Source organism: Ensifer sp. VA4 (assembly GCF_055710065.1).
Genome location: NZ_JBVQPO010000006.1, coordinates 52,624 through 65,822, shown reverse-complemented (window position 1 = coordinate 65,822; position 13,199 = coordinate 52,624). Strand labels below are relative to the sequence as shown.

General features: G+C 63.5%; 16 protein-coding genes. 7 read left to right on the top strand and 9 right to left on the bottom strand.

Annotated elements, in window-relative coordinates; genetic code table 11:
* Positions 1–88: 88 nt before the first annotated feature.
* The 4 genes from AC0C6X_RS11760 (at position 89) to AC0C6X_RS11745 (ending at position 2,630) form a co-directional block, all read left to right on the top strand.
* On the top strand, positions 89–877 hold the full coding sequence (locus tag AC0C6X_RS11760; protein WP_472953234.1) for an adenosylcobinamide-GDP ribazoletransferase: 789 nt from the start codon (positions 89–91) through the stop codon (positions 875–877).
* Positions 878–913: 36 nt separating this feature from the next.
* Complete coding sequence (locus AC0C6X_RS11755; protein ID WP_173516725.1) at positions 914–1,135, top strand: DUF1289 domain-containing protein; 222 nt, start codon at positions 914–916, stop codon at positions 1,133–1,135.
* Positions 1,132–1,833: a retropepsin-like aspartic protease family protein gene (locus AC0C6X_RS11750; RefSeq protein ID WP_472953232.1), complete on the top strand. Its 702-nt coding sequence runs from the start codon at positions 1,132–1,134 to the stop codon at positions 1,831–1,833. Before AC0C6X_RS11755 ends, AC0C6X_RS11750 begins: the two co-directional genes overlap by 4 nt.
* Before the next feature lie 107 nt (positions 1,834–1,940).
* A complete protein-coding gene (locus tag AC0C6X_RS11745) occupies positions 1,941–2,630 on the top strand; it encodes a permease (protein WP_247960889.1) in 690 nt (229 codons plus the stop codon).
* A 14-nt stretch (positions 2,631–2,644) separates the two neighbouring features.
* Here AC0C6X_RS11745 and AC0C6X_RS11740 read toward each other — a convergent pair whose 3' ends face one another.
* The 8 genes from AC0C6X_RS11740 to AC0C6X_RS11705 form a co-directional block, all read right to left on the bottom strand.
* A complete protein-coding gene (locus AC0C6X_RS11740; RefSeq protein WP_173516727.1) occupies positions 2,645–3,406 on the bottom strand; it encodes an ABC transporter permease in 762 nt (253 codons plus the stop codon).
* Positions 3,403–4,329: an ABC transporter ATP-binding protein gene (locus AC0C6X_RS11735; RefSeq protein ID WP_173516728.1), complete on the bottom strand. Its 927-nt coding sequence runs from the start codon at positions 4,327–4,329 to the stop codon at positions 3,403–3,405. The genes AC0C6X_RS11740 and AC0C6X_RS11735 overlap by 4 nt, the downstream gene beginning before the upstream one ends.
* A gap of 106 nt (positions 4,330–4,435) precedes the next feature.
* Positions 4,436–4,918 (bottom strand): DUF6691 family protein, encoded by a 483-nt coding sequence (locus AC0C6X_RS11730; RefSeq protein WP_472953229.1) that lies wholly within the window; start codon positions 4,916–4,918, stop codon positions 4,436–4,438.
* Entirely contained in the window at positions 4,915–5,322 is a 408-nt protein-coding gene (locus AC0C6X_RS11725) for a YeeE/YedE family protein (protein WP_472953226.1), read from the bottom strand. Before AC0C6X_RS11725 ends, AC0C6X_RS11730 begins: the two co-directional genes overlap by 4 nt.
* On the bottom strand, positions 5,319–5,651 hold the full coding sequence (locus AC0C6X_RS11720) for an ArsR/SmtB family transcription factor (protein WP_173516731.1): 333 nt from the start codon (positions 5,649–5,651) through the stop codon (positions 5,319–5,321). The genes AC0C6X_RS11725 and AC0C6X_RS11720 overlap by 4 nt, the downstream gene beginning before the upstream one ends.
* A gap of 607 nt (positions 5,652–6,258) precedes the next feature.
* Entirely contained in the window at positions 6,259–7,506 is a 1,248-nt protein-coding gene (locus tag AC0C6X_RS11715; protein WP_472953224.1) for an extensin-like domain-containing protein, read from the bottom strand.
* A gap of 321 nt (positions 7,507–7,827) precedes the next feature.
* On the bottom strand, positions 7,828–8,379 hold the full coding sequence (locus tag AC0C6X_RS11710) for a Kazal-type serine protease inhibitor family protein (protein ID WP_472953221.1): 552 nt from the start codon (positions 8,377–8,379) through the stop codon (positions 7,828–7,830).
* A gap of 291 nt (positions 8,380–8,670) precedes the next feature.
* Positions 8,671–10,485 (bottom strand): methyl-accepting chemotaxis protein, encoded by a 1,815-nt coding sequence (locus tag AC0C6X_RS11705; protein WP_472953219.1) that lies wholly within the window; start codon positions 10,483–10,485, stop codon positions 8,671–8,673.
* A 271-nt stretch (positions 10,486–10,756) separates the two neighbouring features.
* Between AC0C6X_RS11705 and AC0C6X_RS11700 the strand changes: the two genes are divergently transcribed.
* The 3 genes from AC0C6X_RS11700 (at position 10,757) to AC0C6X_RS11690 (ending at position 12,516) form a co-directional block, all read left to right on the top strand.
* Positions 10,757–11,146 (top strand): acyl-CoA thioesterase, encoded by a 390-nt coding sequence (locus tag AC0C6X_RS11700; RefSeq protein ID WP_173516735.1) that lies wholly within the window; start codon positions 10,757–10,759, stop codon positions 11,144–11,146.
* 11 nt (positions 11,147–11,157) lie between these two features.
* On the top strand, positions 11,158–11,748 hold the full coding sequence (locus AC0C6X_RS11695) for a hypothetical protein (protein ID WP_173516736.1): 591 nt from the start codon (positions 11,158–11,160) through the stop codon (positions 11,746–11,748).
* A gap of 132 nt (positions 11,749–11,880) precedes the next feature.
* A complete protein-coding gene (locus AC0C6X_RS11690; protein ID WP_247960894.1) occupies positions 11,881–12,516 on the top strand; it encodes a TerC family protein in 636 nt (211 codons plus the stop codon).
* 118 nt (positions 12,517–12,634) lie between these two features.
* On the opposite strand, the gene AC0C6X_RS11685 is transcribed toward AC0C6X_RS11690, so the two are convergent.
* On the bottom strand, positions 12,635–12,988 hold the full coding sequence (locus tag AC0C6X_RS11685; RefSeq protein ID WP_173516738.1) for a DMT family protein: 354 nt from the start codon (positions 12,986–12,988) through the stop codon (positions 12,635–12,637).
* Positions 12,989–13,199 lie beyond the last annotated feature (211 nt).

The window sequence follows — 13,199 nt, the reverse complement described above, 5'->3', positions numbered from 1 at the left end:
CACCGCGATCCTGCGCGCTCGTCATGCCCTCACTTGCGGGCCGCCGGGACATCTGCGATGCGGCTGGGGGCAGATCTTTGGAGGGGCCATGGGCTTTGTGGGCGATTTCTATGACGACGTGGCGCGCTCGGTCGGCTTCCTGAGCCGCATTCCCATGCCGGGACGCCATTTCGTCGGATATGATGGACGGCTGAGCCGGGCCGTGCGCGCCTTTCCCCTTGCCGGCATCGTAATCGTCCTACCCTCCGCTGCCGCGGCCAGCGCGATGAACGCGCTGCAGGTCAGTTCGCTTTTTGCCGCCTTCGTCGTCATCGCTCTCCAGACGCTGCTGACCGGTGCGCTGCATGAGGATGGGCTCGGCGATACGGCCGATGGCTTTGGCGGCGGCCGCGACCGCGACGCGGCGCTCGAGATCATGAAGGACAGCCGGGTCGGCACCTATGGCGCCGTCGCGCTCATTCTCTCCTTTGGTTTGCGCGTATCGGCGCTGGCCTCCATCCTGCCGCTCTTCACGCCGCTCGGCGCCGGCATGGCGATCCTTGGCGCCGCCGCGCTCAGCCGGGCGGCCATGGTCTGGCATTGGTCAAGCCTGCCCCCCGCCCGCAACGGCGGCGTTGCGGCTTCCGCCGGGACACCGGACCCGGCCGCCGCGCGCTTCGCCCTCGGCTTCGGCCTGCTTGCGGCCATGCTGCTCTTCTATTTCGCCAAGGCCCCGGCCCTTGGCGTGGTCGCTACGATCGTCGCCTTCCTCGTCGCCGTCAAAGGTTTCGGCCGGGTCGCGACGCGCAAGATCGGCGGACATACGGGCGACACCATCGGCGCCACGCAGCAACTCACCGAAATCGCAGTGCTCGGAACCCTTGCGCTGACGGTCTGAAACATCGATATATTCAGGGAAAAATAGAGCAAGGCCATGGAATCTCCCTGCATTCTCGTCTGTTCGATCGATGACAAGACCGGCTACTGTTTCGGCTGCGGCCGAACGCGGGATGAAATCGGCCGCTGGACGCTCTACACCGATGCCGAACGCCGGGCGATCATGACCACATTGCCCGACCGGCTCGAGACGGTCGAACGCAAGCCCCGGCGCGAAACGCGCCGCAGCCGCATGGCGAGGGAACGCGGCCAAGCATGACCCGTCTCGCCATCCTGCTCTCGATCCTGGCCATCGGCCTCATTCTGCTGATCGTCAACCATGACGCCGGCCGCACCATGGGCCTTGCCAATGACGATTTCGGGCAACTGGTGTCGCTGGGCGCCATCGCCACGCTGATCGGCGCCGGCATTCTGCAAAGCCGCCGCCGTTTCGGCGAAGGGCTGCGCCTGATCGCTATCTGGCTCTTCATCACGCTCGCCCTCGTCTCGGCCTATGTCTATCGCTTCGAACTGCAGGCATTCGGCAATCGCCTGCTCGCCGGCCTCGTTCCCGGCCGTGCGACCGTGGTCACCGACAGCGAGGGCCGGCAGGAGGTGGTGCTGCACAGGATGCTGAACGGCCATTTCGAGACCGGCGTGACCGTCAACGGCAAGGACATCAACATGCTGGTCGATACCGGCGCCAGCAGCATCGCTCTGACCTATGAGGACGCCGAGCGCATCGGTCTCGATCCGGAAAATCTCAGCTACATCGTCACCGTCATGACGGCCAATGGCCGGGCGCAGGCCGCCCCCGTCATGCTCGAGGAAATCTCCGTCGGCCCGATCAGCCGCCGCAACATCGGCGCAACGGTTGCCGCCAAGGGGCGGCTCGACCAGAGCCTGCTCGGCATGAGCTTCCTGTCGACGCTCGATATGCTGCAGATGCGCGCCGACGAGCTGCGCCTGCGCGACTAGAGCGTCCCTGGTGCAGAACCCACGGCTCGCTCCGGCGAACTGTTCAAAGCGCCTGACGCGTCTCCCCGTCGGGCCAGAGACGAAACCACTGATGCGAGGGGCGCCTCATGGATTTCATGCGACTGCTGAAGTCGATCGAAGAGCTTCTCTACGAGCTCGTCTGCTGGCTGCTTTTCTATCCGCTGACCATGTGGCGCACGCTCCGCCACCCGCAGGCCATGATGCGCTACGCCGACGTCGAGCTCGGCGACGACCTGCCGGAACAATATTCGGACGCGCTGAGCCCGCCGCTCTTTCTGCTGATCACATTGCTCTTGGCGCACGGAATGGAGCTCGGCCTCGTCAGGCAGGCTGCTCCCTGGACAGCGACGTCGCTGCTTGCCTCCGACTCCAACCTGCTGATGTTTCGGGCCGTCGCCTTCAGCATTTTGCCCTTGCTGATGGCGGTAAAGCTCTTGCGCTACAAGGGCGCCAAGCTGACGCGCGACACGCTGCGCCCGCCCTTCTTCAGCCAGTGCTACGTCACCGCGCCCTTCGCTTTCGCGATCAGCCTCGGCGGCCAGTTGCTGATGGCCGGGCACAACGCCTTCACGCCCGTCGGCGCCGTCTTCGTGGCAGCCTCGATCGTCTGGTATATCGTCGCCGAGACGCGCTGGTTCATGGCCGACCTCGGGCTTTCCGCGATGCGGTCGCTTCTCCAGGTCGTCGTGACGATCCTTCAGGCGCTGCTTGCGATGACCCTTGCCAGCGTCATCATCGCCTATGCGAGTGGAGCCGTGCCGGTGCCGGCCCTCTGACAGGCGGATGGCCGTCAGTTTCTCAGCCGGTAGCCGGTGCGGAAGATCCAGGCGAGGATCGACATGCAGGCTGTCAGGAAGACGAGGATGATCGCGGCGCTGAAGATCGGGTTGACGTCGGATACCTCGAAGAAGCTCCAGCGGAAGCCGCTGATCAAATAGAGCACCGGGTTGAAGTGACTGACCGCCTGCCAGAAGGGCGGCAGCATCTTGACCGAATAGAAGCTGCCGCCAAGGAAGACGAGCGGCGGGATCACCAGCATCGGGATCAGGTTCAGCTGCTCGAAGTCCTTGGCCCAGATGCCGATGATGAAACCGAACAGGCTGAAGGAAATCGCCGTCAGCACGAAGAAGAAAATCATCACGAACGGATGGGCGATCGTCAGGTCGACGAACAGCGAGGCCGTCAGCAGGATGATCGTCCCGATCATGATCCCCTTGGTCGCTGCCGCGCCGACATAGCCGAGCACGATCTCGGCCATAGAGACCGGCGAGGACAGAACTTCGTAGATCGTGCCGGTGAATTTCGGGAAATAGATGCCGAAGGAACCGTTGCCGATGCACTGCGTCAACAGCGTCAGCATCATCAGCCCGGGTGTGATGAAGGCGCCATAGGAGACGCCGTCGATCTGCTGGATACGCCCGCCGATCGCCGCGCCGAAGACGATGAAATAGAGCGATGTGGAGATGACCGGCGACACCACGCTCTGCAGCAGGGTGCGCCGGGTCCGCGCCATCTCGAAGAAATAGATCGACTTGATCGCTTCGATGTTCATCGCCCTGCCCTCACGATTTCGACGAAGATGTCCTCCAGCGAGCTCTGCCGCGTGGAAATGTCCTTGAGCCGGATACCGGCCTCGGCCAAGGCCGCCAGCAGCGCCGTGATGCCGGTGCGTTCGGCGCTCGTGTCGTAATCGTAGATCAGACACTGCCCGTCGCCCTCGAGTGTCAGATTGTAGCTCGACAGCGTTTCGGGAACGTCATCCAGCGGATTGGCGAGATCGACCCGCAACTGCTTGCGCCCGAGCTTCGACATCAGCGCCACCTTGTCTTCGACCAGCAGAATCTTGCCGCCGTTGATGACGCCGATGCGGTCGGCGATTTCCTCCGCCTCTTCGATGTAATGCGTCGTCAGGATGATGGTGACGCCGGAGGCGCGCAGCCGCTCGACGACATCCCACATGCTCTTGCGTAGGTTGACGTCGACGCCGGCTGTCGGCTCGTCGAGGAAGAGCACGCGCGGTTCGTGCGACAGCGCCTTGGCGATCAGCACGCGCCGCTTCATGCCGCCGGAGAGCTCACGCAGCATGTTGTCCTTCTTGTCCCACAGCGACAGATCCTTCAGCACCTTCTCGATATGGGCCGGGTTCGGCTTCTTGCCGTGCAGGCCGCGGGAGAAGGAGACCGTGTTCCACACCGTCTCGAAGGCGTCGGTGGTCAATTCCTGGGGCACGAGCCCGATCATCGCCCGTGTCTTGCGAAACTCGCTCACCACGTCATGGCCGCCGACCGTCACCGTTCCGCCGCTCGCATTGACGATGCCGCAGATGATCGAGATCAGCGTCGTCTTTCCGGCACCGTTCGGCCCGAGCAGCGCCAGGATCTCGCCCTCCTCGATATCGAGGCTGACGCCCTTCAGCGCCTGGAACCCGGAGGCATAGGTCTTCGATAGATTGGAAACGGAAACGATGGGCGCCATGAAAGCTTATCCGGATGCGGGGGGCGAAGTCGGCAGGTTTCGCCTATATGGGGCAACTGATCGCGATTTGCAGCCTTCCCCATGGAAAAAACAAGGTGACGCTTTGTCAATGCGGCTGCGACAGGCGGGTCTCCGCCCCGGCGCCGCCGCCCATTCGAGACGATCTGCGCGCCACCAGCCGGTCATGGATGAGCATCCCGGCAACCATCGCCGCCACGAAAAGCATCGTCGCCGGCAGACCGAGCGACAGCGAGGCAAGCGCCGGGCCCGGGCAAAGCCCCACCAGCCCCCAGCCGATGCCGAAGATTGCCGAGCCGACAATCAGTCGCCTGTCAATGACCTGATTGTCCGGCAAATGGAAGGATTCGTCGAACAAGGGCCGCTTGAGCCGGCGCGTCAGCAGGACACCGAGCGCGGAAACCGAAACGGCGCCGCCGAGCACGAAGGCGAGGCTCGGGTTCCAATTGCCGGCAATATCCAGAAACGCCCGCACGCGAGCGGGATCGAGCATGCCGGACAGCGAAAGGCCGAAACCGAAAACGAGGCCGGAGACGAGCGTCGCCGCGAGGCGGAAGAAAACGCCGTTCATCCAAGCAATCCCATGACGAAGACCGTGACGATCGCCGCGGCCATGAAAGTGGCAACCGCAGCTATCGAGCGTCGCGACAGCCTTGCAAGGCCGACGACGCCGTGGCCGCTGGTGCAGCCGGAGCCCATGCGGGACCCGAAGCCGACCAACAGCCCGCCGGCCACCAGAAGCGGCCAGCAGGACGTGACCGTCACCGCGGGCCAGGCGCCGAAGACGAGACGAAAGAACAGCGGCCCTGCCATCAGCCCCAGCACGAACAATGCGCCGGTGGAAGCCTGCACGCCCTGCAGCAGGCGTCCAGCGATACCGCTGATCCCGGCCACACGGCCAGTGGCCACCATCAGGATCGCTGCGGAAAGCCCAATCAACAGCCCACCCGCCAGCGCATTCCCGTACTCATTCATGTCCTAGAACCATCCCGACAGAAGATCTGATAGAGCGCGCCGACCAGACGCGCCACCTTGTCGTGGCTCAGCCGATAGAACACCTGCTTGGCCTGCCGACGCGTCGAGACAATGCCGGCATCGCGCAGCACCGTCAATTGCTGCGAGAGGGTTGGCTGGCGAATGCTCAGGCTTTCTTCGAGCGCCGCCACCGAGTGCTCGCCCTCCAGCAAGGCGCTCACGATCAACAGTCGATTTCGGTTGGCGAGGGTTCTCAAGATTTTCGAAACTTCGGCGGCATGCGCAGCCATGTCGGTGCGCACCCCCGGAAATTGCATAACAGTTCCCATTGCTTCCTCCTGTCGTTGCCCTAGGAGTGAGTGGAGCCCCAATGCTTGCTGTGGTTTGCCGGACCACTATCCATGATTGTTATATCAAACAGTATAATATCGTATTACTTATTGATTAACCAGACGAAACAAAAGCACGTTACTGCCGCCAGTACCGGATACCTGTCCGTTGACTTTAAAATCATATAGAAAATTCAGATCGTTACAACGCGATCACGGCAGAGGGGAAAACGCCATATTTGGGGCAACCGTCCGGACGATATCGGGCAACCATAAAACTTGTGGTATAGTGACCTCAAACAGGAACATGCGATAACGCCCCGGGGTCGACGGCCCGCACACCGGATACTGGTGTTTCGACGCCGGCTCGCCGCCGGCGCGAACGCAGGCTTCGACCGTTATCCGGCGAAATATCTGCAAATGAATCGTCGCCAATCCCGTTCCCCTGTCACGAAACGGTGATGCTCTTCGAGCAATTTGCTCGCGCGGCGCGATATCGCCCTTTGATTTGCGCTCGTGATTTGCACGCCGGAGCCTCCCCCGTTTGCTCCGGCCGTTGGGCCGGCCTCCCCGCCGGCCTCTTTTTTTTGCCGCTTGGCGCCCGACGTCAGTCGCAGTGACGATAACCGGTCTTGCGGGTCCTGAGATCGAAGTGGAAATGGTCCTTGTGGAAGGGATCGCTGCCCGGACCGAGCACGGTGTTGAAATACTTGCAGCTATCAGAGCGCACGGCCTTCAGGAGCCCGCGTTCGCGGAAGGCGAAGAAGCCTTTCTTTCGGACATCGATTTCCTTGCCGTTCTTCAAGACGAACTTGCCGACGTCGATGGCGTTGCCGCGTGCGTGTTCGGACATCGGGTTGCCGCGGCGCGAATTCATCGTGCGGCAGGAATAGCCGCCGAGCGGCTTGATGGTCTTGACGCCCGACCAATAGCGATAGCGGGACGATGGCGCGAGTTCGTACTTCACCCACTTGGCGAAGGCTTCCGTCACCTCGCAATTGAGCTTGACCGCCGGCTTGACGCCGATATTGCCGGAGAGACCGCTGAGTTCGATCGGATAATCGATACCGCAGGACGGACCGTTGCTGATGCGCGGAATGTCACGGAAAACGACGCCGAGCTTCTTCAGGCGCTGGCGGCAGGCGATCTCCGAAGCCGGCATTTCGCCGGTATAGTCCGGCGTCGACATCGGATTGCGTACACGCGGCAGGAAGGCGACCTGCTGCGGCTCCTGGGCCCGCTGCATGGCGCGCTGCTCTTCCATCGCCCTTGCGCGTTGCGCCTCTTCCGCGGCGATCTTCTCGGGTGAGAGCGGCGGCAGGTCTGGATCGTAGCCGAGGTTGGCTTCGGCCTGAGGCGCGGCTCCGGACGCTCCGCCGAGCTGGCGTACGTTGTCTTCGCCGATACCGCCGACCACCGGCTGGCTGGCATTACCCTCGGCGATCTCGTTGCTCTGCTCCTCCGCCAGGCCGACGACCGGCTGCTCGACGCCGAGCATGGCATCCATGTTGACACCTTCATCGGGAATGGCCGTCGATCCCGCATTCGCCGGCTGGGCGCCGGAGGAAACCGCTTCGTCGCTATCGATCATCGGCAGCACGCGTCGCGTTTGCTGAGGCGCCGCCCGCGCGGGCGCGACATGGCCGGGATTGCCGTTGCCGGTCGAAGCGGCGGGATAGGCTGCGACTTCTTCTTGCGGCACCGCATCGACCGGGACCGGGCCGATCGAACCGACCCGGGAGCCGCCATCGATGCGGCCAGGCGGCGAAAGCGCGTCGTCGGTCGAACAGGCGACGAGCGATAGCGACAGAACGATTGCCGTCAGCGGGCGATGGAAACGAGTAACATACGCCATACCGAACTGCGCCTTCCCTAGGGCGATCAAGAAAGACCGCCATCATCACCCCGCCGCCCCGCAGCGGCGCGCCAACCGGCACGCAAAGCTCGCTACAGCACTTCGAATTGCTGCCTTCCGCCTGTGTCGCAAACCGGGCACAGCAGCCGAAAGACCTGATTTCGGAGGCATTTTATTCAAATACGGTAAACGAAGCCTTGAGGCCGACACCCGCGATCAAGGGTGCGGGAGGCTTGCCGCCCTGGCGGACTGCAGACAACAAGAAGCCCGCGTCTTCGTCAGACGCGGGCTTCGCGTTTTCAGCGATCGATCCGCTGGATGTCAGCGGCACTCGCCGCGATGCACGACCCGGAAACCCGCACCGCCGGCCTCGCAGGCATTCGGGAAGGTTTCCATGCGACCGCCGCGCTGGCCGCAGACCGGGGCGAATTCGCGGGTGCAGAACTGCCCTTCCGACGGGCGGTCGTCGCCGCGACGGCATTCGCCGCGGCCGATCACCTGGAAGCCCTCCGAACGGGCTTGGCAGGCATTGGGGAAGGTGCGCGTGTTGCGGCCGCGCTGGCCGCAGACCGGCATGTACTCCATGGTGCAGGCCTGCGGCGGCCGCGCCGGCGGACGATTGTCGGGGCGGCACTCGCCGCGATGGACGACATTGAAGCCATCGGCGCGGGCCTGGCAGGCGTTCGGGAAGCTGCGCAGGCGATTGCCGCGCTCACCGCAAACCGGCGCATACTCCATCGTGCAAACCGGCGGACGGATCGGCCGGGGACCCGGGCGCGGCTCGTCGACGACGACGGTACAGGCGGAGAGAAACCCGAGCGCCAGCATCAGCGCGGCGACCGGGCGCGTCAGAAGAAGTTTGAGAAATGCCATGGATGTCCCCTCTAAAGAAGCGGTCGGCAACCGGAGCGACGCCCCGTCAAACACCTCGCGCATTTCGCGTATCTATCCGCGGCTATCGTCAGGTCAAGGCCGAGCATCCTGCTTTGCACGGCAATCGGACGCATGCTGGGTGCACTGGCACCGCTTTGTTCCAGAGGGCCGCTCGCGCGGACGCTCGCTTAAGACCGAGTACGGCGGTGGGAGGAATCCGGTGCCCTTGCCATAAGACAAGACCCGCGCGGCAGGCCACGCGGGTCTTGCTCAATTTCTCGGCTATCGTGCTCAGGCGGCGCGGCCGTAGGCAGAATGCGATGTCGAGGACCGCAGCCGGAACTTCGCCAGCAGCGACTTCAACTCCCGACTTTCCTCGGCCAGCGTCTGGCTCGCCGCCGTGGTTTCCTCCACCATCGCCGCGTTCTGCTGGGTCATCTGGTCCATACTGTTGACCGCGACGTTGACTTCCTGCAGCCCGGTCGCCTGTTCGCGTGCGGCGGTCGCGATCGAGGCCACCTGCTCGTTGACCCGGTTGACCAGGGTTTCGATCTCCGCCAGCGCTTCACCCGTCGAGCGGACCAGCTCGACCCCGGCCCCGACCTCACGCACCGACGCGCCGATCAGATCCTTGATCTCCTTGGCGGCGCCCGCCGAGCGCTGCGCCAGTTCCCGGACCTCCTGCGCGACGACCGCAAAGCCGCGGCCCGCCTCTCCGGCGCGCGCCGCCTCGACGCCGGCGTTCAGCGCCAGCAGGTTCGTCTGGAAGGCGATCTCGTCGATCACCCCGATGATCTGGCCAATCCGGCCGGACGAGGTCTCGATGCGGCCCATGGCGTCGACGGCATTGCGCACGATGCCGCCGGATTTTGCCGCACTCGCCTTGGTCTCGTTGACCATGTCGCGCGCCTCGTTCGCCCGTTCGGAGGCGTGGCGGACCGTCGAGGTGATCTCGTCCAGGGCTGCAGCGGTCTCTTCGAGGGCGGCCGCCTGCTGCTCCGTCCGGCGCGAGAGATTGTTCGCCGCTTCCGAAATGTCGCCGGCGCTGGCCGTGACGATCTCGGTCGAGTGCGAGATGGAACCGATGACATCCCGAAGTGCTGCGACCGCCGTGTTGAAGTCCTCTCTCAGCTTGCCGTATTCCGGCGCGATATGGCCGATCTCGGCGGTCAGATCGCCGCTCGCGAGAAGCTCGAGTGCGGCACCGACGGTCTCTATCGCATCCGCCTGCGCTTCCGCCGTCGCCCGCTGGCGCTGCTCGTTGCCGCGGCGCTCGGAATCGAGCCGTTCCTGCTGCTCGGCTTCGCGCGAGCGCAGTTCCAGCCGTTCGCGGACGGAATCACGCAGCACCACCAGTACCTTGGCCATCTGCCCGATCTCGTCGCCGCGGTCGGTCTCCGGCACCTCGGACGAAAGGTCCTCGTCGGCAATCGCCCGCATCGAGGCCTTCAGCTTCTCGACCGGCCTGACGACGCTGCGCACGATCGCCAATGCCGCCATCAGAATGGCAAGAGCGGCGGCGGCGAGGATGCCGGCGGCCTGCCACGCCCGCTCGCGGAACATCGCCGCCAGATCGTCGGAATAGACGCCGGTGCCGACCACCCAGCCCCAGGGCTTGAAGCCGGCCACGTGGGAGTATTTCAGCACCGGCTCGTCGGCGCCCGGCTTCGGCCAATAGTAGTCGACGAAACCCTGGCCGCTCTTTTCCACCGTCTTCACGAACTCGACAAAGAGATGCTTGCCGTTGGCATCCTTGTTGCCCGTAAGATCCGCTCCGTCCATCTCCGGCTTGATCGGATGCATCACCATCGTCGGATGCATGTCGTTGATCCAGAAGTAGCCGCTGCCCTGGTAGCGCATCGCCTTGATCGCCTCGAGCGCGCGCTTCTGCGCCTCCTCGCGCGAAAGCGAGCCGGCCTGTTCCTGCTTGTGATAGGCGTCGAACACCGCGATCGCGTTCTCGTTCATTGCCGAAAGCATCGCCTTGCGTTCGCTGACGAGCTTGTCCTGCGCCTGGAACAGACCAAAGGTCAGCGCCGCTGCCATGGTCAAAAGCGCAAACGCCACCAGCGCGTAGAGACGCGCCGAGATCCTGAATTTCTTCATTGCCAATCCCTTGCCCCTTCGGCGCTCCCCGCGCCGCCCCTTTAGAACCTGGCGCCGCCGGCATCGCCGATGGCAGTCCAAGAGCCTGCAGAATGGAGGGAGGTCTTTGCAAAGCCCCTAACAACCGACCCCTAAATTTGACATGTCTCAAGCAACATTTTCGAAAGCCCAAAGGGGCCGTGTGGCTTTCCATCCGGATTTGTGTTGCGGCGGTCTTCCCTCAGGAAGCGCGGTCGGGTTACATCTTTCCTCCAACAGGGAGACAGGCGGCATGACCGAACAGACCAAACCGACCGGCGAACTGACCTTGCGCACGCTCGCCATGCCCGGCGACGCCAATGCGGCCGGCGATATCTTTGGCGGTTGGGTGATGGCGCAGATGGACCTTTCCTGCGGCATCCGCGCTGCGGAACGCGCCCGCGGCCGCGTGGTGACCGCGGCGGTCAAGGAAATGGCCTTTGCCCTGCCGGTCAAGATTGGCGACACGCTCTGCATCTATACGGACGTCGTGAAGGTCGGCCGCACCTCCATGACGCTCAAGGTCGAGGCCTGGGCGCAGCGCTATCTCTCGCACCTGATGGAAAAGGTGACCGACGCGATCTTCGTCATGGTCGCGCTCGACCAACACGGCAAGCCCAAGCCGGTACCGCCGGAGGAATAGGAGCGGCCGCCTTGGAGCAGGTTCCGACCAATCCGGAAATCTTCCCGCATATTCGCACCGTCATGGGCATGATCGTCAGCCTGAGCCTGGCGCGCCTCCTCAGCGGACTGGCGCTCTTCGTGCAGCATCCCGGCAAGACGCGTGTCTATTGGATCCACCTCGGCTGGGTCCTGTTCATGTTCGTCTTCCTGGTGCATTTCTGGTGGTGGGAGTTCCACCTGCATTCTCTGGCCGTGATCGACGTCAGCGTCTACCTGTTCGTCGTCCTCTATTCCTGCGTCTTCTTCTTTCTCTGCGTGATGCTGTTCCCGACGACGATCGAGGACTACAGCGACTACGAACATTATTTCATGTCGCGCCGGGCCTGGTTCTTCGCCTTCCTCGCGCTTGCCTTCGCCGTCGACCTCGTCGATACCGCACTGAAAGGCAAACAGTATTTTGCCTCCTACGGTCTCGAATACCCCGTCCGCAACGCCGCCTATATCCTCTTCTGCATAGCCGCCGCATGGACACCGAACCGGCGCTTTCACGCCGCTTTCGTCGTTATCGCGGTCGCCTATCAGCTCCTGTGGATGTATCGAGCCTTCGATCTGCTCGATTGAGACGGCGATCCGCGCGGCTGCGAAGGTTTTCCGCCTGCCGCGCGCCTCGGCCCTTGATCCCAGGGCGAGGCGGTGCTTTATCCGTTAGGCATATTTGAATCGCATCATGGCACGTCGGGGGACTGTCGCATCATGGAAATCTTTACCGCTGCCGGTCTGGCAGCGCTTCTGCAAGTCATCGTCATCGACCTCGTTCTCGCCGGCGACAACGCCGTCGTCATCGGCCTTGCTGCGGCCGGGCTGCCGACCGCGCAGCGCAAGAGGGTCATCCTCGTCGGCATCATCGCGGCAACCGTGCTGCGCGTGGCACTCGCCAGCGTCACCGTGCAACTCCTCGAAATCATCGGCCTGCTGCTGGCCGGCGGCATCCTGCTGCTCTGGGTCTGCTGGAAGATGTGGCGCGAAATACGTGAGCAACAGGCAGCCAACGCCGCCGGCGAAAGCGGTGAAGCCAGCGAAGCGCCGAAGAAGACTTTCATGCAGGCGGCCATCCAGATCGTCGTCGCCGACGTGTCGATGTCGCTTGACAACGTGCTCGCCGTCGCCGGCGCCGCCCGCGAGCACCCGACGATCCTCGTCGTCGGCCTGGTTCTTTCGATCGCGATGATGGGCGTTGCCGCCGGTTTCATTGCCCGGCTGCTCAATCGCTACCACTGGATCGCCTATGTCGGTCTGGCGATCATCCTCTATGTCGCGCTCGACATGATCTATCGCGGCTCCGTCGAGGTCTGGCCGCATCTGGCGCCGGTCGTGGCGTCGATGGTCTAGCGCCGGACCGTAACGGTCCAGCCGCTACGCATAGAAAAGGCAGGGCCCCGTGCCCTGCCTTTTTCTTTTGTGACCATTCGGGCGCCGCAAAGATTGGCGCCTAAATGACCGGCGCCGGTCACCCCTTGAAGATGAAGGAAGCGCCGGCCGCGATCAGGGCGAAGCCGACGAGATGGTTCCAGCCGATCGACTCCTTCAGCCAGAACACCGAAAAGGCGGCGAAGACCAGGAGCGTGATCACCTCCTGCATCGTCTTCAACTGCGCCGCCGAATAGACCTGCTGGCCGATACGGTTGGCCGGCACCGCCAGGCAATATTCGAAGAAGGCGATACCCCAGCTTGCCACGATCGCCGTATAGAGCGGTGACGCGGTGTATTTGAGATGCCCGTACCAGGCGAAGGTCATGAAGACGTTGGAAATCAGGAGCAGAAGGATCGGCCAGAGATGGGCCGGAGACAGGGTGAAGGACATCGAGAACCTCGGCTTGCGAATCATGCGCCGACGATGCGCCGTCGTCCCGTGCGGGTGCAAGTCCCGCAAGCCTTCCGCCGGCACATCGATTTCCTGCGGCGCCGCGGTCCTCGTTGGGCGCGCAAAGTTCGCTGCAGCACTTTGAACTGCCGCATGCCCTTCGATCGGTTACGTCCAAAGGAAACATGCCGTAGAGACTGCCGAAATGGCA